This is a genomic window from Allobosea sp. P4_E12, from assembly GCF_056401655.1.
In genome coordinates this window covers 68,982-92,540 of record NZ_JBFUIY010000003.1, presented here as the reverse complement: position 1 = coordinate 92,540, position 23,559 = coordinate 68,982, and the positions used below count along the sequence as shown (strand labels likewise).

General features: G+C 66.7%; 22 protein-coding genes. 9 read left to right on the top strand and 13 right to left on the bottom strand.

What is annotated here, in order from left to right:
• Positions 1–230 precede the first annotated feature (230 nt).
• Genes AC1DW9_RS04215 through AC1DW9_RS04200 form a run of 4 tightly spaced genes read right to left on the bottom strand, consistent with a single transcriptional unit; the run spans position 231 to position 3,973 of the window.
• Complete coding sequence (locus tag AC1DW9_RS04215; RefSeq protein WP_476775988.1) at positions 231–992, bottom strand: substrate-binding domain-containing protein; 762 nt, start codon at positions 990–992, stop codon at positions 231–233.
• Positions 993–1,021: 29 nt separating this feature from the next.
• Positions 1,022–1,888, bottom strand: coding sequence for an ABC transporter ATP-binding protein (locus tag AC1DW9_RS04210; RefSeq protein WP_476775987.1), 867 nt, complete (start codon positions 1,886–1,888; stop codon positions 1,022–1,024).
• Positions 1,881–2,900: a FecCD family ABC transporter permease gene (locus AC1DW9_RS04205; protein WP_476775986.1), complete on the bottom strand. Its 1,020-nt coding sequence runs from the start codon at positions 2,898–2,900 to the stop codon at positions 1,881–1,883. Before AC1DW9_RS04205 ends, AC1DW9_RS04210 begins: the two co-directional genes overlap by 8 nt.
• Before the next feature lie 20 nt (positions 2,901–2,920).
• A complete protein-coding gene (locus tag AC1DW9_RS04200) occupies positions 2,921–3,973 on the bottom strand; it encodes an ABC transporter substrate-binding protein (protein ID WP_476775985.1) in 1,053 nt (350 codons plus the stop codon).
• 241 nt (positions 3,974–4,214) lie between these two features.
• On the opposite strand from AC1DW9_RS04200, the gene AC1DW9_RS04195 reads away from it, so the two are divergent.
• On the top strand, positions 4,215–4,916 hold the full coding sequence (locus AC1DW9_RS04195) for a L,D-transpeptidase (RefSeq protein ID WP_476775984.1): 702 nt from the start codon (positions 4,215–4,217) through the stop codon (positions 4,914–4,916).
• A gap of 72 nt (positions 4,917–4,988) precedes the next feature.
• Here AC1DW9_RS04195 and AC1DW9_RS04190 read toward each other — a convergent pair whose 3' ends face one another.
• Positions 4,989–5,405: a nuclear transport factor 2 family protein gene (locus AC1DW9_RS04190; RefSeq protein WP_476775983.1), complete on the bottom strand. Its 417-nt coding sequence runs from the start codon at positions 5,403–5,405 to the stop codon at positions 4,989–4,991.
• A gap of 24 nt (positions 5,406–5,429) precedes the next feature.
• On the bottom strand, positions 5,430–6,143 hold the full coding sequence (locus AC1DW9_RS04185; RefSeq protein ID WP_441507362.1) for a GntR family transcriptional regulator: 714 nt from the start codon (positions 6,141–6,143) through the stop codon (positions 5,430–5,432).
• A gap of 209 nt (positions 6,144–6,352) precedes the next feature.
• Between AC1DW9_RS04185 and AC1DW9_RS04180 the strand changes: the two genes are divergently transcribed.
• Genes AC1DW9_RS04180 through AC1DW9_RS04155 form a run of 6 tightly spaced genes read left to right on the top strand, consistent with a single transcriptional unit; the run spans position 6,353 to position 13,783 of the window.
• Positions 6,353–8,185: a gamma-glutamyltransferase family protein gene (locus AC1DW9_RS04180; protein ID WP_476775982.1), complete on the top strand. Its 1,833-nt coding sequence runs from the start codon at positions 6,353–6,355 to the stop codon at positions 8,183–8,185.
• A gap of 57 nt (positions 8,186–8,242) precedes the next feature.
• Complete coding sequence (locus AC1DW9_RS04175; protein WP_476775981.1) at positions 8,243–9,763, top strand: ABC transporter substrate-binding protein; 1,521 nt, start codon at positions 8,243–8,245, stop codon at positions 9,761–9,763.
• A 55-nt stretch (positions 9,764–9,818) separates the two neighbouring features.
• A complete protein-coding gene (locus tag AC1DW9_RS04170) occupies positions 9,819–10,835 on the top strand; it encodes an ABC transporter ATP-binding protein (RefSeq protein WP_441507365.1) in 1,017 nt (338 codons plus the stop codon).
• Complete coding sequence (locus AC1DW9_RS04165; RefSeq protein ID WP_441507366.1) at positions 10,832–11,953, top strand: ABC transporter ATP-binding protein; 1,122 nt, start codon at positions 10,832–10,834, stop codon at positions 11,951–11,953. The genes AC1DW9_RS04170 and AC1DW9_RS04165 overlap by 4 nt, the downstream gene beginning before the upstream one ends.
• A gap of 3 nt (positions 11,954–11,956) precedes the next feature.
• Positions 11,957–12,898, top strand: a complete 942-nt coding sequence (locus tag AC1DW9_RS04160; protein ID WP_476775980.1) for an ABC transporter permease — start codon at positions 11,957–11,959, stop codon at positions 12,896–12,898.
• 3 nt (positions 12,899–12,901) lie between these two features.
• Positions 12,902–13,783 carry an ABC transporter permease gene (locus AC1DW9_RS04155; protein WP_113511875.1) on the top strand — a complete coding sequence of 294 codons (882 nt, stop codon included), beginning with the start codon at positions 12,902–12,904 and terminating at the stop codon, positions 13,781–13,783.
• A 144-nt stretch (positions 13,784–13,927) separates the two neighbouring features.
• Here the strand turns inward: AC1DW9_RS04155 and AC1DW9_RS04150 are convergent, their stop codons facing one another.
• The 6 genes from AC1DW9_RS04150 to AC1DW9_RS04125 all read right to left on the bottom strand — a co-directional run bounded on the left by AC1DW9_RS04150 (position 13,928) and on the right by AC1DW9_RS04125 (position 19,818).
• The gene (locus tag AC1DW9_RS04150; protein ID WP_476775979.1) at positions 13,928–14,371 is read right to left on the bottom strand and encodes a gamma-glutamylcyclotransferase family protein; all 444 of its coding nucleotides are present in this window, start codon (positions 14,369–14,371) and stop codon (positions 13,928–13,930) included.
• 78 nt (positions 14,372–14,449) lie between these two features.
• A complete protein-coding gene (locus tag AC1DW9_RS04145) occupies positions 14,450–15,487 on the bottom strand; it encodes an ABC transporter ATP-binding protein (protein ID WP_476775978.1) in 1,038 nt (345 codons plus the stop codon).
• A gap of 4 nt (positions 15,488–15,491) precedes the next feature.
• Positions 15,492–16,355: an ABC transporter permease gene (locus AC1DW9_RS04140; protein WP_476775977.1), complete on the bottom strand. Its 864-nt coding sequence runs from the start codon at positions 16,353–16,355 to the stop codon at positions 15,492–15,494.
• A gap of 2 nt (positions 16,356–16,357) precedes the next feature.
• Positions 16,358–17,329 carry an ABC transporter permease gene (locus tag AC1DW9_RS04135; protein ID WP_476775976.1) on the bottom strand — a complete coding sequence of 324 codons (972 nt, stop codon included), beginning with the start codon at positions 17,327–17,329 and terminating at the stop codon, positions 16,358–16,360.
• Positions 17,330–17,332: 3 nt separating this feature from the next.
• Positions 17,333–18,178, bottom strand: coding sequence for an ABC transporter ATP-binding protein (locus AC1DW9_RS04130; protein WP_476775975.1), 846 nt, complete (start codon positions 18,176–18,178; stop codon positions 17,333–17,335).
• Positions 18,179–18,222: 44 nt separating this feature from the next.
• Positions 18,223–19,818, bottom strand: a complete 1,596-nt coding sequence (locus AC1DW9_RS04125; protein ID WP_476775974.1) for an ABC transporter substrate-binding protein — start codon at positions 19,816–19,818, stop codon at positions 18,223–18,225.
• 209 nt (positions 19,819–20,027) lie between these two features.
• Here AC1DW9_RS04125 and AC1DW9_RS04120 point away from each other — a divergent pair, with 209 nt between their 5' ends.
• Both AC1DW9_RS04120 and AC1DW9_RS04115 read left to right on the top strand, forming a co-directional pair.
• A complete protein-coding gene (locus tag AC1DW9_RS04120; RefSeq protein ID WP_476775973.1) occupies positions 20,028–20,933 on the top strand; it encodes a LysR family transcriptional regulator in 906 nt (301 codons plus the stop codon).
• Positions 20,934–21,229: 296 nt separating this feature from the next.
• Positions 21,230–22,597, top strand: a complete 1,368-nt coding sequence (locus AC1DW9_RS04115; protein WP_476775972.1) for an FGGY-family carbohydrate kinase — start codon at positions 21,230–21,232, stop codon at positions 22,595–22,597.
• On the opposite strand, the gene AC1DW9_RS04110 is transcribed toward AC1DW9_RS04115, so the two are convergent.
• Positions 22,592–23,407 carry a DeoR/GlpR family DNA-binding transcription regulator gene (locus AC1DW9_RS04110; protein ID WP_476775971.1) on the bottom strand — a complete coding sequence of 272 codons (816 nt, stop codon included), beginning with the start codon at positions 23,405–23,407 and terminating at the stop codon, positions 22,592–22,594. The genes AC1DW9_RS04115 and AC1DW9_RS04110 overlap by 6 nt on opposite strands.
• Between the last annotated feature and the right edge of the window lie 152 nt (positions 23,408–23,559).

The window sequence follows — 23,559 nt, the reverse complement described above, 5'->3', positions numbered from 1 at the left end:
CCGCCGCCATCGGCGCCAGCTCTGCCGTGTGCATCGCGACAGCTTTGGCAGGCGGATCCGCCGCTGCCATTGGGTCTGATAGGGGCCGGCTTTCAGCGCGTGAAAAAACGCTTCCCGCTCGTGCGAGGCTGGCCCTTGCCCGACCCTGGCCGCGACCTGTCGCGGGCGCCGCGGCGTATCAATGGCGACAGGGCAGGGTGGTGCGGTGAGACATGCTCCGGCTCATCCTTTCACTCGCGAGCCGGTGCCTTCGCACCGGCATGGATGGTCTGGCTCTGCGAAACGTGGTTGGGGGCGATGAAGCCATTGCGATAGAGCAGCGCCCCGGCCTCACCGCCTGTCAGGAAGGCAGCAAGCCCATACCCGCGCTGCGCGGTCCCGCGCGCGACGGCCAGACCATAGGACGCCGTCACCGCGCAGCCCTGGGGCAGATCGACGGGCGCGCAGGGGCCGGAGGGATCAAGCCCCCATGTGCCGGTTTGGTAGCCGAGGGCGATATCGGCTTGTCCCGTCTCGATCAGCCATGCGGCCGGCGCGCGCCCGGCCGGAACCTCTGACGCAAAGCCGGCGCCGAGCAGCCGGCGAGCCTTGGCGGCAAGCAGCGCGCCGGCGCCCGGCCGCAGCCGGTCGATCCGCGCGAAGACCAACTCGGCATAATCGCCCGATGGGTCGGCGCCCGGCGTCGAGGTCGCGAGCATGAGCGCCGGGTTGAGCATGGCGTCGATCAGCCCGGCGGATTGGATGCCGAGATTGCGGCGGACGACCGCACAGAACGGATTGCGGGCAAAGCAGATCGGCTCGTCGAACAGACCAGCTTCGAACAATCGGCGGGGATGGTCCAGATTGGCTGATGCGAAGACATCGGGCGCCGCGCCGGCTTCGATGCGCTGGCGCAGCAGTCCGGCCGGGCCGAAGAGCGCCTCCACACGGATCGCGTGGGCCTGCTCGCGGCAGAATCTCTCCGAAAGCGCGGCGCAGGCTGCCCGCGGCATAGATCCTGACGGGATCGGCCGCGGCGACCTCACTTGGCATGGCTGTCTCCAGAACCCGGTTTGCCGCCACCCAGGATTTGGCCGCACGAAGCCTCATCGTGCAAGACCGGGCTACGCAAGTCAGGACTGCGCAACACCTGGCTACGGAAAATCGGGGCGAAGGCGGTCAGTTCCCGGCCTTCGGCCGCAAAGCGCAGAAGGCGCACCGGCACCTTGTAGAGGTCCGCGAGATGGGCCTCCGTCATCGTCCCGGCCGTGGGGCCGATCAGATGCCGCTCGTCGTCGCCCATCAGCAGCACCCGGTCGGCGATGGCGAGGGCGTGGTCGGGATGATGCGTCGTGAACAGCACTGCGAGCTGCCGGTCGTCGCAGATGGTGCGGATCAGCGCCATGACCTCGTCCTGATGGTGCAGGTCGAGCGCGGCGGCGGGCTCGTCGAGCAGCAGGATCGGTGTTTCGCCGGCGAGCGCCTGGGCAATCAGGACGAGCTGCCGCTCGCCGCCGGAGAGCGACGCGAAGGCGCGTTGCGCCAGCGCCGCGATGCCGAGTTCGGCGAGGCAGGCGGCCGCGATCTCGCGGTCGCGTCGGCCGGGCGCCCGCAGCAGCGGGATGTGCCGGGTGCGCCCCATCAGCACGATCTCGAACGCGCTGTAGGAAAAGGCCGGCATGAAGGCCTGCGGCACGAAGCCGACGGCGTCCGCGACCGCGATGCGGCCGGCATTGGGCGCGATCAGCCCGGCGATGGCGCGCAGCAGCGTGGATTTTCCGCGCCCGTTGGGGCCGAGCACCGCGACGATCTCGCCCGCAGAAACCGTCAGATCGAGCGCGCGGAACTGCCAGCGTCGGCCGTCATAGGAATGGCCGGCCTGCTCGGCCCGGATGCGCGGTTCAGCCATGGCCGCGCTCCGAGCCGGTGGCGCGCAGGAAGACGAGGGCGAAGACCGGCGCGCCGATCAGCGCCGTCAGGATGCCGAGCGGGATCTCGCTCTGGCTCAAGCTGCGCGCGACATCGTCGACCAGCACCATGAAGAGCCCGCCGGCAAGCATCGCCGCCGGCAGGAGGACGCGATGGTCGGGGCCGACCAGCATCCGCGCCAGATGCGGGATGACGAGGCCGATCCAGCCGATCACGCCGCTGACCGCGACCTGGGCCGAGACGATCAGCCCGATCAGCGTCAGCACGAGCCAGCGTGTCGGCTCGGTCCGGACGCCGAGCGCCCGTGCCTCCTCCTCACCCAGCGACAGGATGTTGATGCGCCAGCGCAGCAGCAGTAGCAGGACGGCGCCCGGCGCAAGCAGCCCCAGCATCAGCGCGAGCTTGTCGTAATCGGCGGTGGCGAAGGAGCCGAGCAGCCAGAACACGATGCGCGGCAGCTTCTCCTCGGCGTCGGCGAGATATTGCACCAGGCTCACCAGGGCGCCGAAGAAGCCGCTGACGACGACGCCCGCCAGCACCAGGACCAGCATGTTGCGCCGCGCCACCAGCGCGTTCAGCGCGTAGACCATCAGCAGGGCCAGCATGCCGAAGAGAAAGGCGAGCAGCAGCAGGAGCCCGCGCGGCCCGCTCAGCAGGATCGCGAGCGTGCCGCCGAAGGCCGCCCCGGTCGAGACGCCGATGATATGCGGGCCGACCAGCGGGTTGCGGAACACCCCTTGCAGCGCCGCCCCGCACAGGGCCAGCCCCGCCCCGGCCGCAAGCGCGGTCAGGACGCGCGGCAGCCTGACCGTCAGCACGACATGGCGCTCGATCGCATCCGTGCCGTCGAATGCGAGCAGGATCTGCCCGACACGGGCCGGTGAAATGCCGTAGCGGCCTATGCCGAGCGAGACCAGCAGGACGAGCACGAGCGCGCCTGCAAGAAGCGCCAGAACAAGGCCGGGGGCGGCGCGACGTCTTGTGCGCGCCACGCGGCGGTCGGCCCCCGCCGTCAATGGAAAGAATCGTAGCCGGTGCGGTAGAAGCGCCTGTAATAGGCGTCCGCCTCGGCCTGCATGTCGATATCGGCGAAGCGGTCGGGATAGAGCTTCTTGGCCATCCAGAGCTCGCCCAGCGCCATCGCCTCGGGCATGGGATAGCCCCAGGCCTTGGCATATTCCGGCATCAGGTAGATGCGGCCCGCCTTGACCGCCTCGATCGGCTGCCAGGCCGGGGCGCGCCGGATCTCCTCGACCACCTCAGGATAGCGCTCCTGCACGAAGATGACGGCGGGATTCCATTTCAGGACATCCTCCATCGTCACCTGCTTGAAGCCCTGCAAGGCGGCGGCGACATTGGCCGCGCCGGCACGGTTCATCATGATGCCGGTATATTTGCCCGAGCCATAGGTGTTGAGGTCGGGATTGGCCATATAGGCGCTGACGCGCTGCCCCGGCGCGACCGAAGCGAGCCGCTCTGCGACCAGCTTGCGCTTGGCCTGGGCATAGGCGACCAGCGCCTCGGCCTCGTCCTTGCGGTCGAGCACGGTACCGACCAGCCTGACGCCCTCGGCGAAACCGCTCTCATAGGCCGCCTGCTCATCGGCGACGACGGGGCTGACCTTGGTCGCCTCGCCCGGCGGTGCGCTCAGCAGCGAGATCGCGATGACGGGAATGCCGGCCTTCTCGATCTGGCCGATCATCTCCGCCGGCGCGTAGTTGGTGACGAAGACCGCGTCGGGCTTCAGCTGCAGCAGGGCCTCGATATTGAGCTTGGTCAGGCCGCCCGGCATCGGCAATTTTGCGAGCTCGGGAGCAAGGCGAACATAGTTCGCGCCGAGCTGCTGCTTCCACTGGTCGAGGATGCCGGCGAGCTTGCCGGTCGCGTTCATCTGGACGACGAGATTGAGCGTCTGGTGCTGGAGCACGACGGCCCGCGAGACAGTGTCGGGCAGCGTCACCGTCCGCCCGAGCTGGTCCGTGAGGATCCGCTCGGCATGGCCGGACGTCGCCATCAGCGGCGCAAGCAACAAGGCGAGGAGAAGAGCCGGGACGCGCGATCTCATGACTATCCTCCCGCAAGCCGATGAAGCGTCGGACGTGCAATGCCGGGATGCCGGATCGGCATCGAGGCGCTGTATTCAACCGGGAATAGCGTGCGATGCCTTGGGCGGCAAGCTGGCTGGAGGCTTGGTTCTTCAGCTTCCGCCTCCTCGCTCCACAGCGGCTTCGCCCTCCTGAGTCGGCTTAACGTCGCCCTAACGATCTAAGTCCATGTTTCTCCAAAGCCTTGCCTGAGAGACATCCATGCCGACCCGCCGTTGCTTTACCATGTCTGCCTTGACCTTTGCCGCTGCCGGGCTCGCGGGATGCGGCACGAGAAGCAGCGTCGGCCTGCCGGCTGTTTCCCCAGCCAGAGCGAGCCCGACGCGTACATTGGCGCGGCCGAACTACGCCGAAGTCTATACGGGTTATCCAGGTGAGCGGTTTGCGGTCCGGACGGTGGATTATCGAAAGGTTGATCCGGCCTATCTGCGCCAGACCGTCGAGCTTACGCGAGAGGAGGCCCCGGGCTCGATCATCGTCGATCCGGCCTCTTACCATCTCTATTTCGTCGAAACGCCCCGCGTTGCGACCCGCTACGGCGTCGGTGTTGGACGTGAGGGCTTCGCCTGGTCCGGCTTGGCGCGGGTCAACATGAAGCGGGACTGGCCCGATTGGGTTCCGCCCCGCGAAATGATTGAGCGTGAGCCAGCCATCAAGGCCCAGCTCGAGAAGACGCCGAGGGGCCTTGGCGTGCGCGGTGGCCCCAATAGTCCGCTGGGCGCGCGTACCCTGTATCTTTTCGGGGAAGGTCGGGATCTTGGCTACCGAATTCACGGCACTCTGGAGCCCTACAGTGTTGGCACCAACGTCTCGTCGGGCTGCATCCGGATGATCAATCAGGATATCGTGCATCTCTACGCACGCGTCGCCCCCGGAACGCCTGTTACCGTACTGGCTGCGTGACACTCGGCTGGGCGGCGCGGCGCTGTTCACGCCGCGACCCGTGCTCGGCTCCGACGGTCGGCCGCATCCGGGTTAGTTCCCAGGGGCCTTTCCCGCCTGCGTGTTGCTTTCGATCTGAGAGACGTGGTTGAGGGCGATGACCCATCCATTGTCGCGCTTGCGCATCAGGCGGGTGTTGACGCCGGTCTGGTTACCCGCCGCGCGCACCAGCTTGTAGTCGCTGATCAACTGGGCGGCATCGGGCCCCAGCATCTCGATGCGGATGTTCGAAAAGGCGAGCTCGCCCTGCGAACCCGGCCCGCCGCCATAATCGGCGATGTAATGGTCGAGCGTTCCCTGCCAGTCCTTCTGGATGCGGCCGCGCGAGACGAAGATCACATCGGGATTGGCGAAGCCAGCCATATAGCCCGCGAAATCGCCGCGGTTCCAGGCCGCCTGCATCGTGGCGATCACCGCACGGATCGCCTCTTTCTCAATGCTATCAGTCATTTGGAACGTACCTTTCAGAGCGCGTCAGAGCGCATTCTTGGCGACGGCCTCGTCTTCCTGCCGCTGCCGTTTGATCAGGACTTCCTGGGCCGCCGAGACGAGATGGCGGCGCAGCGCGTTTTCCGCAGTCTTGGCGTCCTGATCCAGGATCGCGTCGACGATCTGCTGATGCTCGCGGCAGGAGCGCTTGATGCGTCCCTTGTCCTTGAGCTGGAATTTGCGGAAGGGCGCGAGCTTCAGCCGTAGCGTCTGGGCAACCGCGATCAGGTCGCTGTTATGGCTGCCCTGGAAGAGCAGGCTGTGAAACTGCGTGTTGAGCTCGGTGTAGCCATCGAGGTCGCCATCGTCGGCCAGCGCATTCATCTGGCGGTGCAGGCTTTCGAGTTCGGCCCGCTCCCGCATCGTCATCCGGTGTGAGGAGAGCCGGCCGCAGGTCGCCTCGAGCTCGGCCATCGCCTCGAACATCTCGTCGATGCGCTCCGTGGAAATCTGCGTCACGACCACGCCCTTATAGGGCTCGCGCTCGGCCAGTCCGCGGCCGCACAGGATATGCAGTGCTTCCCGGACGGGCGTGCGGGAGACGCCGAACTGCAGGGCGATGGAGGCTTCATCGAGCCGGGAGCCCGCCGGAAATTCGCCGTTGATCACAGCCTCTTCGAGCTGTTCGGCGATGAAATCACTGCGACTTTTCTTGGTGGCGGCCGGCACGTCCAGCATCGCGCGATCTTCAATTCCCAAGCTCGCCATCCCCTGAGTTGACCATCTCGGCTGATCCCGATGAGTACACAATCCTATTGCAATGTAGACAAAAAATATACAAAACGAGCCGCTCCCGCATGAGCAGCGGCACAAAATCCTGAGGCTTGTCTAACATCCCCGCGTGGATCTCCGGCCTTGTCGACAGCCTTCCTCAGGCGGTCGCGGATGGCTGGAAATGAGGAATTGCCATGACTTTTACGACGCGACCGGAACTCAGGGGCACATTCGGAGCCGTTTCCTCGACGCATTGGCTTGCCTCGACCGTCGGCATGTCCATCCTGGAAAAGGGCCACACCGCCTTTGACGCCGCGGTCGCCACCGGTTTCGTCCTGCAGATCGTCGAGCCCCATCTCAACGGCCCCGCCGGCGAGGTGCCGATCATCGTGACCCCGGCCGGAGCCGATCAGCCGATCGTCATCTGCGGGCAGGGGCCGTCCCCTGCGAAGGCGACCATCAAGCATTTCAAGGATCTCGGCCTCGATATCATTCCGGGCACCGGCCTGCTCGCCGCCTGCATTCCCGGCGCGTTCGGCGCCTGGCTGACGCTGCTGCGCGACTACGGCACGGCCGAGCTCGAGGACGTGCTGGCGCCAGCGATCTACTATGCCAGGACCGGCCATCCGCTGGTGCCGCGCATCGCCCGGACGATCGCCTCGATGCGCGAGCTGTTCGAGACCCACTGGCCGAGTTCCGCGGAGATTTACCTGCCGGGCGGCGTGGCGCCTCAGTCCGGCAAGCTCTTCCGCAATCCGCAGATCGCCGCGCTCTACCAGCAAATCCTCGACCACGCGAAATCGGCCGGGAATCGCGAGGCACGCATCAATGCGGCGCTCGACTTCTGGTATCGCGGCCCGGTCGCCGAGCGGATCGAGGAATTCTGCGCCACGCAAGAGGTCTGGGACGTCTCGGGCCGCCGCCACAAGGGCCTGATCACCGCCCAGGACATGGCCGACTATCAGCCGCAGATCGAAAAGCCGGTCTCCGTGACCTATGGCGACTGCGAGGTCTTCAAATGTGGGCCGTGGTCGCAGGGACCGGTCCTGCTGCAGATGCTGCAGATCCTCAAGGGCACGGATATCGCCGATCTCGATCCGACAAGCGCCGATTTCGTGCATCTCGTCGTCGAGACGGCCAAGCTCGCGATGGCCGACCGCGATTCCTGGTACGGCGACAGCTCCGATGTACCGATCAAGGCGCTGCTCTCCTCCGGCTATGCCGATATCCGCCGCGCGCTGATCACGGGTAAGGCGTCGATGGACGTCCTCCCCGGCACCCCTGAGGGGCGCAATCCCAATCTGCCGCCGCTGCGCACGGTTGGCACCATTGCACAGCCCGGCCTTGGCGGCGGCGAGCCGACGGTCGCCCGCGAAGCCAAATTGCCGAATGACAGGCAGGGCGAACCGGCACTGACCCGCGAAGGCGCCCAGCGCGGCGACACCGTGCAGGTCAGCGCCGTCGACCGCTGGGGCAATATGGTGTCCGCGACGCCGTCGGGCGGCTGGTTCCAGTCGAGCCCGGTCATTCCCGGTCTCGGCTTCAGCCTGACGACCCGTGCGCAGATGTTTTGGCTCGAAGAGGGCCTGAACTCCACGCTCGCGCCGTCGAAGCGGCCGCGCACGACGCTGACCCCGTCCACCGTCTACCGGGACGGCCAGCCCTACATGGCCTTCGGCACGCCGGGCGGCGACCAGCAGGATCAATGGCAGCTGATCATGCTGCTGCGCCATCTCCACAAGGGCATGAACCTGCAGGAAGCGATCGACGCCCCGTCCTTCCATACCGACCATCTCGCGAGCTCCTTCTGGCCGCGCGAGATCAGCTTCGGCGCGGTCACGCTCGAAGACCGCTTCCCGCAGGCGGTCCGCGACGATCTGGCGGCGCGGGGCCACAAGATCACCGTCGGCGACGCCTGGTCCGAAGGACGCCTCTCGGCGGTCGCCCGCGAGATGGATGGCGATGTGCAGCTGGTGAAGGCCGGCGCCAACCCGCGCGGCGTCCAGGGTTATGCGGTCGCCCGCTGATCCCGACCCGCTGACCCCAATGAGACAAGCATTCCGGAACAGGAGAGGGGACTATCGATGAAACCGACTTATCTTGCACTCGCAGCCAGCCTGACGCTCGGCGCCATGGCCGTGACGGTGGCGCCCGCCGCCGCCCAGACCGTTCTCAAGATCGGCCTGCAGGACGATCCTGATACGCTCGACCCCGTGTCCAACTGGAGCTTCGTCGGCCGCCACGTGCTGCAGTCGCTCTGCGACAAGATCGTCGACATCGACCAGAACGGCAAAATCATCCCGATGCTGGCGGCCAGCTGGGAATGGAGCGCAGACAGCACCGTGCTGACCCTGACGCTGCGCAGCGATGCCGTCTTCCACGACGGGACCAAGGTCGACGCCGCGGCGATCAAGTACAATCTGGAGCGCGCGCTCACCTCGGGCATCTCGCGGCGCAAGGCTGAAATCAGCGCGATCAAGGGCGTCGAAGCCGTCGATCCGACCACCGTCAAGATCAGCCTCAAGGAGCCTTCGGTTCCGCTGCTCGCCGCGCTCAGCGACCGCGCCGGCATGATCATCAGCCCAGCGGCTGGTGCAAAGCTCGGCGACAAGTTCACCGATGCGCCGGTCTGCTCCGGTCCCTACAAATTCCTCGAGCGCGTGGTCCAGGACCGCATCGTCCTCGAGAAATTCCCGCAATATTACGATGCGGCGAAGTACAAGTTCGATCGCCTGATCTATCGCGGCATGCCGGATTCCAACGTCCGCCTGCTGAACCTGCGCTCGGGCCAGCTCGACCTGATCGAGCGTCTGGCAGCGACCGACGTGGACGCCGTCAAGGCCGACAAGGCGCTCGCCGTCGATCCCGTCGTCGGCCTTGGCTATTACGGCATCACCTTCAGCATCGGTGGCGATGGCGCCAATCTCGATGCCGGCAAGAAGGCCGCGATCCGCGAAGCCTTCAGCCTCGCGATCGATCGTCAGGCCATCAGCAATGTCGTCTTCGACGGCCAGGCCAGCATCGGCAACCAGCCGTTCCCGCCGTCGAGCCCGTTCTACGACAAGAGCTTCCCGGTTCCGGCCCGTGACCTCGACGCCGCCAAGAAGAAGATGGCCGAGGCCGGTGTGAAGTCGGTCAATCTGGAACTGCTCGTTCCCACCGATGCCGAGCGCCAGCAGGTCGCCCAGCTTATCCAGGCGATGGTCCAGGACATCGGCATCAAGGTCTCGATCAAGCCGACCGAACTGATGACGCTGCTCGACGTCGCCCGCCAGGGCAAGTTCCAGTCGCATCTCGTCGGCTGGAGCGGCCGCGTCGATCCCGACCTGAACGTCACCCCGATGCTCTCCTGCGGCGCCGCGACGAACGACGCCAAGTATTGCAACGAGGCGCTCGACGCGATCCTCGCCAAGGCCCGCTCGCTCGGGGACCCCGCTGCGCGCCAGGCCGAATACGCCAAGGCGGTCGCGATCCTGCTCAAGGACCTGCCGATCGTCTATCTCTACCACTCGCAGTGGATCTTCGCGCACAGCTCCAAGATCACCGGCCTCAAGCCCGCTCCGGATGGCATCATCCGCCTGGCTGACGTCAGCCGCAAGAACTGAGCCGGCACCCGGGAACTGAGCCGGAACCGAGAACTGAACCGGTACCAAGGACGCGATGAGCACCCCACTCCGATCCGTTCGGGCTGATGACGCATCCGCGTCCGTCCTCGACGTCAACAACCTGCGTGTCGCCTTCGAAGGCGACACGCGCACCGTGACTGCGGTCGATGGCGTCAGCTTCTCGGTCCGGAAGGGGCGCACGCTGGCGATCGTCGGCGAATCCGGCAGCGGCAAGAGCGTGACCTCGCTCGCCGTGATGCGGCTTCTGCCCGAGCACAGCGCGCGCATTTCCGGCCGCGTCAATTTCGATGGCCGCGAGCTGCTCGACGAGAGCAAATCAGGCATGCGCAGCCTGCGCGGCAACCGGCTGGCGATGATCTTCCAGGAGCCGATGACCTCGCTCAACCCGTCCTATACGGTCGGCGAGCAGATCAACGAAGTCATCTTGCGCCACCGCCCGATCTCGAAGAAGGAGGCGACCGAACGCGCCATCGCCATGCTGAAGCTGGTGCGCATTCCGTCGCCCGAGACCCGCTACCATCAATATCCGCACAATCTCTCGGGCGGCATGCGTCAGCGCGTGATGATCGCCATGGCGCTCGCCTGCGATCCCGAGCTGCTGATCGCCGACGAGCCGACGACTGCGCTCGACGTCACGATCCAGGCGCAGGTGCTCGAGCTGATGCGCGAGCTGCAGCAGAAGACCGGCACCGCCATCATCCTCATCACCCATGATCTCGGCGTGGTCGCGGAATCCTGCGACGACGTCATCGTCATGTATGCCGGCCAGGTCGTCGAGCAGTGCTCGGTCGAGGATCTCTTCACCTTCCCGCAGCACCCCTACACGGTCGGCCTGCTCGGCTCGCTACCGCGTCTCGACGAAAAGCGCGAGCAGCTGGTCGCCATCACCGGCACCGTGCCCGATATGGCCAATCCGCCCTCGGGCTGCCGCTTCCAGGCGCGCTGCCCCTTCCGCGTCGCGCGCTGCGCCGAGATGCCGGACCTCATCGAGGTCACGGCCGGCCATTTCAGCCGCTGCTGGCGTGCGCCCATGCAGGACCTCGTCCCATGATCCAGAGCGCCTCCAGCTCCCCCGCGGCCAAGCCGATCCTCGAAGCCCGCGGCCTCGGCAAGAGCTTCGTCGTCAAGCGCTCGCTGTTTGGCCGCCCGCTCGCGTCCGTCGGCGCGGTCGATGACGTGACCCTGTCGCTGATGCCCGGCGAAACGCTCGCCATCGTCGGCGAATCCGGTTGCGGCAAGTCGACGCTCGGCCGCCTGCTGATGCGCCTGATCGAGCCCAGCTCCGGCGAGGTCTTCATCGACGGGCAGGACGTCACCCACGCCAGCCACGCGGCCGTGCGCGCACAGCGCCGGCATGTGCAGCTGATCTTCCAGGACCCCTATGCCTCGCTCAACCCGCGCATGACGATCGCCCAGACGATCGCCGAGCCGCTGATGCTGCACGACATCGTGCCGGCCGGGCAGCGCGCCAGGCGCGTCGCGGAGCTTCTCGACATGGTCGGCCTGCGCCCGGAACAGGCGGACCGCTATCCGCATGAATTCTCCGGCGGCCAGCGCCAGCGCGTGGTCATCGCCCGGGCGCTCGCCTCCGAGCCGAAGGCGATCATCTGCGACGAGGCGGTGTCGGCCCTCGACGTCTCGATCCAGGCGCAGGTCCTCAACCTGTTGAAGAACCTGCAGAAGCGGCTCGGCATTGCCTTCGTCTTCATCTCGCACGACCTCGGTGTCGTGAAGCACATCGCCGATCGCGTCGCCGTGATGTATCTCGGCAAGGTCGTCGAGATGGGCACCTCCGACGAGATCTTCGCCGCGCCGCGCCACCCCTATACGCGGGCGCTGCTCTCGGCCATTCCGGTCGCGGCGCCGCCGAGCCACCAGCGCTCGCGCGCGGCGAGACTCCATGGCGATCTGCCGAGCCCGCTGTCCCCGCCCGAAGGATGCCGGCTGCATACACGCTGCCCGCATGCGCGACCGGCCTGCAAGAGCGTGAGCATGGTGCTCGAGGTCGAAGCGGGCGGCCATGCCAATGCCTGCGCCTTCTGGCGCGAACTGCCGGCACAGGATGCAGCCGAGATTGCGCGTGAACCGCGCAACCCGAAGCTCGAAAAGCTGTTCGCGGCCTTTGAAGCCATGGCTGCGCGGCCGGCCCAGACCGTGACGGAGGGCTGACCCATGTCTTCGCTTCTTGGACGCCGCCTTCTGCAGCTCGTCCCGACGGTCATCCTTCTGTCGATGATCATCTTCTCGCTGCAGCATCTCCTGCCGGGCGATCCGGCGCTGGTGCTCGCCGGCGAAAATCCCGATGAGGCGACGCTGGCCGCGATCCGCGCCCAGTATCACCTCGATCAGCCCCTGATCGTCCAGTATCTCTACTGGCTGAAGGGCGTGGTGACCGGCGATCTCGGCGAATCCATGCGCCATAACCGCCCCGTCCTCGAGCTGATCCTGCTCAAGCTGCCGGTGACGCTGCAGCTCGCGGTCATGGGCATCCTGATCGCGCTCGTGGTCGGCATCACGGCGGGCGTCATTTCGGCTCTGCGCCCCAACAGCGCCATCGACTACACCACCAATGTCGCGTCGCTTGCCGGCATCTCGGTGCCGAATTTCTGGCTCGGCATCATGCTGATCATGTTCTTCTCGGTCCATCTCGGCTGGCTGCCGGCCTCGGGCTTCGTCAGCCCCTGGGAGGACCTCAGGATGAACCTCTCGACGACGATCATGCCCGCCTGCGTGCTCGGCACCGCGATCGCCGGCGTCATCATGCGCCACACCCGCAGCGCGATGCTCCAGGCGCTCGAAAGCGATTACGTTCGCACCGCGCGCGCCAAGGGCCTCAGCGAATGGGTCGTCGTGTTCAAGCATGCGATGCGCAATGCGCTGACGCCGATCATCACTCTTGGTGCGCTTGAGTTCGGAGCGCTGCTTTCCGGCGCGGTCCTGACCGAGCAGATCTTCACGATCCCGGGCTTCGGCAAGCTGATCGTCGATGCCGTCTTCACCCGCGATTATCCCGTGGTGCAGGGCGTCGTGCTCGTGACCTCGCTCTTCTACATCGTCCTCAACCTGTTGGCCGACATCGGATACATCCTCGTCAACCCAAGACTGAGAAGCTGAGCTGTGCTGACGATCTCGGAACCCAAGCCTTCGGCCAATCCCGTCGCGAACTTCTTCCGCGGCCGCGTATGGCGGCGCCTGTCGAAGCGCAAGAGCGCGCTGGTCGGTCTCGCCGTCGTGCTGCTCATGGTCTTCGTCGCCGTCTTCGCGCCGCTTCTGGCGCCCTACGACCCGGCGGCGCAGAGCTGGACCGCGGTGCGCAAGGCACCCTCCGCCGCGCACTGGTTCGGCACTGATGAGGCCGGCCGCGACATGCTTTCGCGCATCATCTGGGGCGCCAGGGCCTCGCTGCTGGCAGGCCTGACCTCGGTCGGCATCGCCATGGCGATCGGCGTGCCGCTCGGGCTCGCAGCCGGCTTTCTCGGCGGCCTGGTCGACGGCCTGATCAGCCGCTTCACCGATGCGATGCTGGCCTGCCCGTTCCTCATCCTCGCGATCGCGCTCGCGGCCTTCCTCGGGCCCAGCCTGACCAATGCGATGCTGGCGATCGGCATCACCGCCATGCCGCTCTTCATCCGCCTGACGCGCGGCCAGGTGCTCTCGATCAAGGCTGAGGACTATGTCGAAGCGGCAAGCGCGGTCGGCAATCCGCAATGGCGCATCGCGGTGCGCCACATCCTGCCGAACATCCTGCCGCAGCTCATGGTCCAGGCGACACTGACGATCGCAGCCGCGATCATTGCGGAAGCGAGCATGTCCTTCCTCGGCCTCGGCCTGCAGCCGCCGGCGCCCTCCTGGGGCTCGATGCTGAATTCGGCCCAGCGCTTCCTGAGCAATGCGCCCTGGATGGCGCTCTGGCCCGGCATCGCCATCTTCGCAACCGTGCTGTCGTTCAACCTGCTCGGCGATGGCCTGCGCGACGCCCTCGACCCGCGGGCGCGCTGACCAGCGCGCTGCACCGCTCTTGCGGCATGCGGGAGCGCGAGCTGACGATCCCGCCAGGTCGGGGCCGGCAGCGCGTCGACTGGCGAAGGGTCCGTTTGAGCGGTGTGCGCCACGGAGCCTCGCCTCGTGAACCGGCCGAGCGGATCAAGCGCCCTTCAGGAGCCTTTCCAGCTTTTCGATATAGGCCGGGGGGAGGTTGTTGGCGCGCGCGCCCTTGAGCAACGGCTCGATATAATGCGCCGGTGCTCCAGACGGTCCTGACGGATTGGGTATGTCGTAGGTCGTCGAATTCACGAGCTGGCCGTCGGGCATATGGAGCACCACGGATTTGTGAGCCCAGTGGCCCTGATCCGTGCCGGCCGACTTGTCCATGGCCGCCATGTCGCTTTCGGAGAGTTCGTAGTGAACGCCCCAGGTTTCGGCTCCCTTGGAGGGGGCGAGCCGCGCGCCGTTATACGAACCGTCCGTGGTTTTTCCGAAGGTCAGCTCGTAATCCTTCAGGCAGGCAATGGTGAGCGCCTTCGCGGACGGGGCGACCCCGTGGATGCAATTGATGTCCATAAGATTGGCATAGGCGAAGTAGTTCACTTCGATCTCCGTTTCAGGTTTGGGGTTGCTTCCGGGAATCCATGATCTGCCCGCGTTGCGGGCAGATCATCGGGAAGGTCATCGCGGCGCGGCGGCGAGCGCGTCCCAGGTCTGCGGGAGCGCGGCGAGGGGGGCGAGTTCGTCGATCTCCGCGGCGCGGTGGCAGCGCGCCTGCCGACCCGGCGCGACGGTCGAGAGCGCGGGCGGCTCGGTCCGGCACAGCGGCAGGGCGAAGGGGCAGCGCGCGGCGAAGCGGCAGCCCGGCGGAGGATCGGTCAGGTCCGGCGGGCCGCCCGGGATCGCGATCGGTTCGTAGCGGCTGCCGAGCCGCGGCAGTGCGTTCTTGAGCCCGAGCGTATAGGGGTGCATCGGCCGGCGGATGACATCCCGCGTCGGCCCGGTCTCGACGATCATGCCGGCATACATCACCGCGACGCGCTCGCAATTCTCGATGACCAACGCGAGGTCGTGCGTCACCAGCAGCAGGGAGAAGCCGAGCCGCTGCTGGAGTGCGCGCAGGCTCTGGAAGATCTGGCCCTGGACGACGACGTCGAGAGCCGTGGTCGGCTCGTCGGCCAGCACCAGCGGCGGCTCGAGCGCCAGCGCCATGGCGATGATCGCGCGCTGGCGCATGCCGCCCGAGAACTGGTGTGGATAGTCGCGCGCCCGCTCCGGAGCGACGCCGACCATGGTCAGCAGCGCTTCGGTCCGGCGCCAGGCTTCGGCCCGGGAGACATCGCGATGGGCGAGGATCGCCTCGGCGATCTGATCGCCGACACGCAGAACGGGATTGAGCGCATTGAGGGCGCTCTGCGTGACCATCGAGATGCCGGCCCAGCGCACGGAGCGCCGGAACCGGTCGCTGCCGGCGACGAGATCGCGGCCCTGAAACGCGATGCGGCCGGCGACGATCCGCGCATTGTCGGGCATCACGCCCATAACCGCCTTGAGCAATGTGCTTTTGCCGCAGCCGGATTCGCCGATCAGGCCCAGATTCTCGCCCTTGCCGATCTCCAGGCTGAGGTCGGCAATGGCGCTGGCCGGGCCGCGTGGCGTGCCGTAGCTCACCGCAAGACCGGCGATCGACAGCAAGGGATGGGTGTCGCTCGGCAGCATGGCGTCAGCCCGTCCTCAGGCGCGGATTGATGACCTGCTCATAGGCTCGGCCGACGAAATAGACCGCCGAGACCAGCACCATGATCGCGATGCCCGGCGGCACGACCCACCAGGGCGCGCGATACATCATCTGCGAGGCGTAGGCGTCATAGACGATCGAGCCCCAGCTCACGACCGAGGGATCGCTGAATCCAAGGAAGCCGATGCTGGCCTCGGTGATGATCGCCCAGGCGAGCGCGAAGGCGACGCTGACCAGCGCGATCGGCATGATATTGGGCGCGATCTCGCGGTAGATGATGGCGAGATCGCTGGCGCCGGTGATCCGGGCGGCGGCGATGAAGGGCATCTCGCGCAGCGAGAGCACCTGGGCGCGCACCACCCGCGCCGTCGAGCGCCACATCACCAGTGTCATGGCGATGACCATCGTCGTCAGGCTGCGGCCGGTGAGCGAGAGCACGATGATGATGAAGGGCAGGAAGGGCAGGCCGAGGAACATGTCGGTCAGCCGCATCAGGAAGGAGTCGATGCGACCACCGAAATAGCCGGCGATCAGGCCGATATTGACCCCGATGAGAACGGTGCCGAGCGCCGTCAGCCCGCCGACGAGCAGCGCCGGACGGGCGCCGACCAGCATCTGGCTGAGCACGTCGCGGCCGAGCAGGGTGGTGCCGAGCCAGTGCTGCCAGGAGGGCGAGGCCAGGCGCAGCAGCTTGCCGGCGGCGTCGTAATTGCGCGCGACCGGATCATAGGGCGCGATCGTCGGCCCCAGGATGGCGAGCGCGAGGCAGATCCCGAGGATCACCAGGCCCGTGGGGCCGAAGGGGCCGCGCCAGACGGCGCGAAAGAAGTCGAGGATGATGGTCGGCATGATCAGGTGTAGACGATGCGTGGATCGAGCAGACCGCAGAGCAGGTCGGCGATGAAGGTGCCGAACACGGTTAAAACCGCGATGAGCAGGAAGGCGGCCTGCGCCACCGGATAATCGGCGCGGCTGATCGCCTCGACCATCAAGAGGCCCAGCCCCGGCCAGGAGAACACCGTCTCGATCACCACCGAGCCCGCGACCGCCCAGCCGAGGATCATCGGCAGCGTCGTCGCCAGCGGCAGCAAGGCGTTGCGGGCGGCATGGCCGAAGAGCACGCGGCGCTCGCTCAGCCCCTTCATGCGGGCGAGTTCGATATAGTCCTCGCCGATGGTCGACAGCATCGTCGAGCGCATCAGCAGCAGCGGGAAGCAGAGCTGGTAGAGCGTATTGACGAGGAAGGGCAGCATCAGGTGATGCAGGAAGTCGGCCGAGAGATACATCCGCCAGTCCTGCTCGGGAAACAGGCCAGGCGTGACGATATGGCCGATCGGGAAGAGGTCGAGCTTGATCGAGAACAGCAGGATCGCGAGCATGCCGAGCCAGAACAGCGGGGCCGATTGCAGTGCGGTCGCGGTAAAGACGAGGCTGACCTCCCCGGCGCTGCCGCGCTTCCAGGCTGCGATGGCGCCGACGACCGCGCCGAGCACATAGGCCGCGAGCATGGAGGGCAGGATCAGCAGCAGCGTATTGAGCAGCCGGCCCTGGATCATCTCGAAGACCGGCCGGTTGGTCTGGAACGAGAAGCCGAAATCGAGGACCAGGAGATTGCGCAGATAAAGCAGGTATTGCTCGAAGAGCGGCCGATCGAGCCCGAATTGCTGGCGCATCGCCTCCTGCGCCTTGGGATAGAGCGACGGGCTTATCACCGTCGCGGTCGGGTCGCCGGGCAGGAGCCGGAACAGGAAGAACATCAGCGTCGCCATGGCGAACAGCGTCAGGACCATGTGCCAGAAGCGGCGCAGGAGATAGCCGGCCATGGTTCAACCCAGCCCTTGCACGAGGATGGGGCGCGGCACCCGCACGGCATCGGGATCGGCGGAGGGGATCGCGGCGATCAGGGTGCGCGTATAGGGATCGACCGGTGCGGCCATCACCTGCTCGACCGGGCCGGTCTCGACGATGCGGCCGCGATACATGATCGCGAGCCGGTCGCAGACGGCGCCGACGGTGGCGAGGTCATGGGTGATGTAGAGCATCGCGATGCCGCGCTGGCGGGCGAGGCGCTTCAGCAGGCGCACGATGTCCCATTTGATCGAGACGTCGAGCATCGAGACCGGTTCGTCGGCGACCAGGAGGCGCGGCTCCAGGATGATGGCCCTGGCGATGCAGACGCGCTGGCGCTGGCCGCCGCTGAGCTGGTGCGGGTGCTTGCCGAGATAGCTCTCCACCGGGGTAAGACCGACCTCGGCGAGGACGGCGCGAACGCTGGCCGCGATGGCGGCGCGATCGCGCACCCCTTGATAGAGCAGCGGCCGCCCGACCAGGTCCTCGACGGTATGCTGCGGGTTGAGGGCGCCATACGGGTCCTGGAAGATCATCTGGACCTGGCGGTGGAAGGCCTTCTTGTCGCGGGCGCGGGCGGCGGCGCTGTCGCTGCCGTCGATCCGCATCGAGCCCGAGGTCGGCGTCTCCAGCCCGACCAGCAGGCGACCGGTGGTCGACTTGCCGCTGCCGGATTCCCCGACGAGGCCGAGCACCTCGCCGGCGCCGATCGCGAAGCTGACGCCCTCGACCGCCGGGGTGACCTCGCGGCCCCGGCCGGGCAGCAGCGAGCGCAGGCCGGCGGCCGCAGCGTAATGCTTGGTCAGGTCCCTGACGTCGATCATCGCGGGAAGGCTCACGGATCCGGCTGTCGTGTCAGTCGGCCGCATCACTTGGCGGGCATGCGCAGGGCGCCGTCCGGCCCCCAGCTGAAGCCGGCCGCCTTCAGGATCGCCTTCGCCTTGTCGATGTCATAGGCGGGCAGCGGGATCGAGCTGTCATGCCAGAAGGCGTTGACCGGCACGATCGGCGTGGCGCTGCGGCCGGCATCGCCGCCCAGCACGTCCTCGATGATCGCCTCATAGGGGATGGCATGCGCCATGGCCTGGCGCAGCGCCCGGTTGGCGAGGGCCGGGCGCGCCGTGTTGTAGCGCATCGACATATGGCCGTTCGAACGCGCCTGGATGAGCTTGATGTTCTTCTCGGCCGCGAACTCCTTGACCACCGTCGGCACGATCGGCTGGAAGGAGACGTCGATATCGCCCTTCTTCAGAGAGGCGCCGACGAGCTCGGCCGAGCCGAAGACGATGATCAGCAGGTCGGAAGCCGGCTTGGCGAAGTGGTCGGCGCGGCGCTGCAGCGAGATTTCCTGGCCCTCGCGCCAGTAGCGCAGCACATAGGGACCGCTGCCGACGAGCGGCATGTTGCGGAAGTCCTGCGGCTTGGCGATGCCGGTCTTCTCGACCACGTCCGCCCAGACATGCTTCGGCAGGACCGGCACCTGGCCGAGCGTGTTGATGATGAAGGGCGCATAGGCTTCGGTCAGCGTGAAGCGCAGCGTCTCCGGATCGACGATCTCGACCGAGGCGAGCTTCTCCAGGTACTTCTTGAAATAGACCGCATCCCAGCGCTTCAAGTAGTCGAAGGAGAACTTCACGTCCTCGGCGGTGACCGGCTTGCCGTCGCTGAAGCTGTGGCCCTGCCGGAGCTTCACCACCACGGTGGTCGGATCGACCACCGCGAGCGACTGCGCCAGCCACATGCGCGGCGAGCCGTCGGGGCCGAGCTCGACGAGCTTGTCGTAGACCAGGCTCAGCGTGTTGAAGTCCTCGACGATCGTCGCCGCCAGCGGGTTGAAGGTGCCCTGATCGATCGTCCGGCCGATCCTGACCGCCGCGCCGGACTTGGAGGTCAGGCGCAGCATGTTCCAGAGCGAGCGCGGGCCGTCGGAGGTGTCCTCGTAGCCGGGGATGTCGACCTTGGCCGCATTCATGGCGAAGGTGTTGACGACATAGGCGACCACCGCCTCGGGCTGCTCGTCGGCCAGGACGCGCTGCATTTCATGGATCACCTTGCGGCGCTCCTGTGCGTCATAGAGCGCGAGCTGCCTGGCGCCGAGCTCGTCGACCTTCGCGCTGGAGAAGGAGCCGACATTGGAATCGCCTGGCGCGCTGTTGCGCGAATTGAACTGGGCGTTGGTGAAGAAGTCCGGCTCCGAACGCTGCGGCGAGCCGGACAGCACCGACATCACCACGTCGAAATCATGCTCCTTGAACCATTTCGACAGCATCGGGCTGGGAAAGGGCTGCGGGTTGAGCGTGACCTTGAGGCCGAGCTTGCGCCAGCCCTCGGCGACATAGTTCGAGGTCTCGAAATAGTGCTGGTACTTGGCGGCGGGCCAGGTCAGCAGCTTGATCTCGGGAACCGGCTGCCCTTGTGCCAGGGCCGCTGTCGTGCCGGTGACCAGGAGACCGCCGAGCCCCATCAGCTGCCTGCGAATGCCGTCGCCAGCCTCATCGTCTTTCCCCCTCGTTCTTGTTTCACCTGCAAGCAGCCCCACGCCGTTCTGGGGGCGTGGGTGTCGGCGCTGCTGCATTCCATTAGGGGAAGGCTAGGGCCGGTCGCACAGCTTGCCCATTGCTGTTTTCCGATGCAGATCATTCCAAATTGGAATGAGCGATCCGGAGAGAGACCTTGCGCAGGACATTGCCGCCGACCCGGGATCTCGCCTGTTTCGAAGCCGTCGCGCGCCATCGCAGCGTGACGCGCGCCGCAGCCGAGCTCAACCTGACCCAGAGCGCCGTCAGCCGCCGGCTGGCCGCGCTCGAAGAGCTGCTCGGCCAAAATCTGTTCCTGCGCGACAAGCAGCGGCTCACCCCGACCGTTGCAGCCGAGGAATATGCCGAGGAGCTGCGCAGCCTGTTGAACCGGGTCGAAGTCGCGACCACGCGGCTCCTGTCGCATGGGCGCAAGGGCGGCGTGCTTACCGTCGCCTGCCTGCCGACCTTCGGCTCGCGCTGGCTGGTGCCACGGCTGGCCCGGTTCATCGCCCAGCATCCGACCGTCGACATCAACCTGATCTCGAAGATCAGGCCGTTCAGCTTCGAGGAGGAGAAGGCGCATGCCGCGATCCATTTCGGCAGCCCGACCTGGCCAGGCGCCCGCATCCACCACCTGATGGACGAGCATGTGATCCCGGTCTGTGCGCCCACGCTGATCGGGGGGAGGGCCCTGGCGAGCCCCGAGGGCTTTGCCCGGCTGCCGCTGCTGCAGCACACCACGCGCCCCTATCTCTGGCGTGACTGGCTGGCCGATGCCGGAGCCAGCGGCGTCAACGGCATCGCCGGGCCGAAATTCGAATATTACTCGCTGGTCATCCAGGCCGCGATCGCCGGGATCGGCGTCGCGATCCTTCCGGACTTCCTGGTGCGGGAGGAAATCCAGTCGGGCGCGCTCGTGGTCGCCAGTCCGCACAGGATGCGCTGCGAGGACGCCTATTTCGTCGTCTACCCCAAGCGCTTCGACGAGAACGTCAACGTTCAGGCCTTCGTCGAGTGGATCCGCGACGAAGCCGGCGTCTACAACGATGGGGCGACCTGAGCGCGCGGGGGCGACGACGAACCGACGTCGGATGCGGGCCAGCGCAGATCAGGGGAGGGCTGCTCTGCGCACGTCGTTGGGGGTGGCCCCTGGCCGATGTCCCCGCCGTTGACGAGCGTATATTTGCGCCGTCACAATCGCTGCAATGATCCCGTGGCGCGGATAAGTGCCGATGGAGCCTCGAGAATCGGCTGCGATATGCGCGATGGTCGGTCTTCGCAAGCCCCGATTCGCAAGCAGAACGGTGCGTGGGACAGAGTGCGATAGCCGGCCTGATGCCGTGGGGGACAGTGATCATGCGCTCCGGCGTCACAGCAGTGCTGGATATCGGCAAGACCAACAGCAAGGTCCTGGCCTTCGCCCCCGATCTCACCCTCGTCGCTGCCCATGGCATGGCCTCGACCAGCGCTGGCGGGCGCCTCGACACGGCGCGCTGCTGGGAGTTCGTCCTGGCGAGTCTGAAGGAGATCGCGGCGCGGTTCGGCCTGTCCGCGATCGTCCCGACCACGCATGGCGCGGCCTTCGCCGTCATCGGGAAAGGCGGGCTCGCCCACGCGATCGTCGACTACGAACAGCCTGTTCCCGACGCCGTTTCGGCAGAATATGACAGGCTGCGGCCGGATTTCGCGGAGAGTTTTTCGCCGAACCTGCCGCTGGGACTCAATGCCGGGCGGCAGCTCTTCGCGCTCGATCGTGCCGTCCCGCATCTCTTCGGCCAAGCGCAGGCGCTGATCGCCTATCCGCAATACTGGGCCTGGAAGCTCGGCGGCGAGATGGCCTCGGAAGTCTCGTCGCTCGGCTGCCACACCGATCTCTGGGCTCCGTTGAAAGCGGCCCCGTCTTCGCTCTCCGCCGCGATGGGCTGGGACCGCCTGATGCCGCCGGTCGCGCCCGCCTGGAGCACGCTGGGCGAGGCGACGCCGGCGCTCGGCCTGCCCGGCTCGTGCCGGATCCTGACCGGCGTCCATGACAGCAACGCCTCATTCGTGCGCTATCTCGCCGGATCGCGAGACCCTTTCGCGCTGGTCAGCACCGGCACCTGGTTCGTCTGCTTCAATACGGCAGGGCATCTCCAAGGCCTTTCGGCCACGCGCGACACGCTGGCGAATGTCGACGTGCTCGGCCGGCCCGTCGCATCGGCCCGTTTTATGGGCGGGCGGGACTATGCCGAGATCGCCGGGGCGGCGGGATTGGGCGCGCAAGCCGGCATCGCGGATCTGCGTGCGCTCGTGGCTGCCGGGATTGTCGCGCTGCCGTCCTTCGCGGCCGGCGGCCCGTTTCCCGGAAGCAAGGGCGTCATTCTGGGTGCGCCTTCAGGCGAGGCGCAGAGTGCGGCGCTGGCTGCGCTCTACTGCGCGCTGATGACCTGCGAATGCCTCGCGCTCACCGGCCCCGTTCGCAGGCTCTATGTCGACGGCCCTTTCGCCAGGAATGTGCTTTATCTCGGGGCGCTCGCCACGCTCCTGCCGGACGTACGCGTGCAGGCCTCGCATGCCGAGCATGGCACGGGCGTCGGCGCGGCGCTGCTCGCCCATTGGCCGGCGGAGAGCGGGCAACTGCCGGACTATGCGCTCGCAGTGCAGGATATCGCGCCGCTCGACCTCGACCTTGAACCCTATCGCCAGACCTGGCGTGAAATGATCACGGAGCAGCCGGCGTCATGAGGCGGAACGAAGCACCGGCGGCTCGCTGGTACTGACCGGCTCGACGATCCGCACATCGGGGCAAAGGCTGCGCAGCAGTTCGATCTCGGAGGCGCCGGCGCCGCTATCGGTGATGATGACATCGATAGCCTCGAGCGGGGCGACGACCATCGAGGAGCGCACCTTGAGCTTGGCGCTGTCGGCCAGCACCACGACGCGCTCGGCCCTGCGCGCCAGCTTTTGCGCGGCACGCGCGACCAGCGGGTCCATCTCGGTCGCTCCGGCGCGGCCGAGCCCGTAGCAGCTCATGAACAGCACATCGCCGGCGAAGCTCTCGGTGCCGTCATGCTCGAAGGAACTCAGGATGATGTTGTGCTCGGGATAGACCGTGCCGCTCGGAATCGTCACGCGGCAGCCCGGACGCACCGAGAGCAGTTCCCCCGCGATCGAGAAGGAATTCGTCAGCACGTCCAGGCTGCGTCCGCGCAGCAGGCGCGCCAGTTCGAACGTTGTCGTGCCGGCATTGAGGATCACGCTCATGCCGTCCTCGACCAGCCTGGCCGCCTCGCGCGCAATCGCCTCCTTTTGCGCGACATTGACGTCGCGGCTCATGGCGAAGGGGACGCCGGCGAGATGGTGCTGGTGACGCGGCCGCAGCGCTTCGGCGCCGCCGCGAACCCGGCGCAGCTCGCCATTGCGGTCGAGCGCCGCGATATCGCGCCGGATCGTCGCCTCCGAGGCATCGAGCATGTCGACGAGATCGGAGAGCGCGATGATCGAGCGCTCATTGGTCAGCTTGACGATCAGCCTGTGCCGTTCGCGCTCGAGCATCGTTCTCGTTTCCTGGCACCTGTCCCCGACCGATTCTCGGAGATCCTCTTGGCGTTGGCGCTGGCCATACCAGACGCATCCTCCATTTTTTCGCGCGCATTTCAATGATGCTTGCAAGCATATGGCGGAATTTGATCGAACTTGACATTTGT

Bases quoted from the DNA above. Each gene is read 5' to 3' on its own strand.
- AC1DW9_RS04175 (WP_476775981.1), top strand. From the start codon at position 8,243: ATGAAACCGACTTATCTTGCACTCGCAGCCAGCCTGACGCTCGGCGCC.
- AC1DW9_RS04170 (WP_441507365.1), top strand. From the start codon at position 9,819: ATGAGCACCCCACTCCGATCCGTTCGGGCTGATGACGCATCCGCGTCC.
- AC1DW9_RS04115 (WP_476775972.1), top strand. From the start codon at position 21,230: ATGCGCTCCGGCGTCACAGCAGTGCTGGATATCGGCAAGACCAACAGC.
- AC1DW9_RS04135 (WP_476775976.1), bottom strand. From the start codon at position 17,329: ATGGCCGGCTATCTCCTGCGCCGCTTCTGGCACATGGTCCTGACGCTG.
- AC1DW9_RS04180 (WP_476775982.1), top strand. From the start codon at position 6,353: ATGACTTTTACGACGCGACCGGAACTCAGGGGCACATTCGGAGCCGTT.
- AC1DW9_RS04160 (WP_476775980.1), top strand. From the start codon at position 11,957: ATGTCTTCGCTTCTTGGACGCCGCCTTCTGCAGCTCGTCCCGACGGTC.
- AC1DW9_RS04125 (WP_476775974.1), bottom strand. From the start codon at position 19,818: ATGGGGCTCGGCGGTCTCCTGGTCACCGGCACGACAGCGGCCCTGGCA.
- AC1DW9_RS04195 (WP_476775984.1), top strand. From the start codon at position 4,215: ATGCCGACCCGCCGTTGCTTTACCATGTCTGCCTTGACCTTTGCCGCT.
- AC1DW9_RS04140 (WP_476775977.1), bottom strand. From the start codon at position 16,355: ATGCCGACCATCATCCTCGACTTCTTTCGCGCCGTCTGGCGCGGCCCC.
- AC1DW9_RS04210 (WP_476775987.1), bottom strand. From the start codon at position 1,888: ATGGCTGAACCGCGCATCCGGGCCGAGCAGGCCGGCCATTCCTATGAC.
- AC1DW9_RS04200 (WP_476775985.1), bottom strand. From the start codon at position 3,973: ATGAGATCGCGCGTCCCGGCTCTTCTCCTCGCCTTGTTGCTTGCGCCG.
- AC1DW9_RS04110 (WP_476775971.1), bottom strand. From the start codon at position 23,407: ATGCTCGAGCGCGAACGGCACAGGCTGATCGTCAAGCTGACCAATGAG.
- AC1DW9_RS04190 (WP_476775983.1), bottom strand. From the start codon at position 5,405: ATGACTGATAGCATTGAGAAAGAGGCGATCCGTGCGGTGATCGCCACG.
- AC1DW9_RS04145 (WP_476775978.1), bottom strand. From the start codon at position 15,487: ATGCTGCCGAGCGACACCCATCCCTTGCTGTCGATCGCCGGTCTTGCG.
- AC1DW9_RS04165 (WP_441507366.1), top strand. From the start codon at position 10,832: ATGATCCAGAGCGCCTCCAGCTCCCCCGCGGCCAAGCCGATCCTCGAA.
- AC1DW9_RS04130 (WP_476775975.1), bottom strand. From the start codon at position 18,178: ATGATCGACGTCAGGGACCTGACCAAGCATTACGCTGCGGCCGCCGGC.
- AC1DW9_RS04215 (WP_476775988.1), bottom strand. From the start codon at position 992: ATGCCGCGGGCAGCCTGCGCCGCGCTTTCGGAGAGATTCTGCCGCGAG.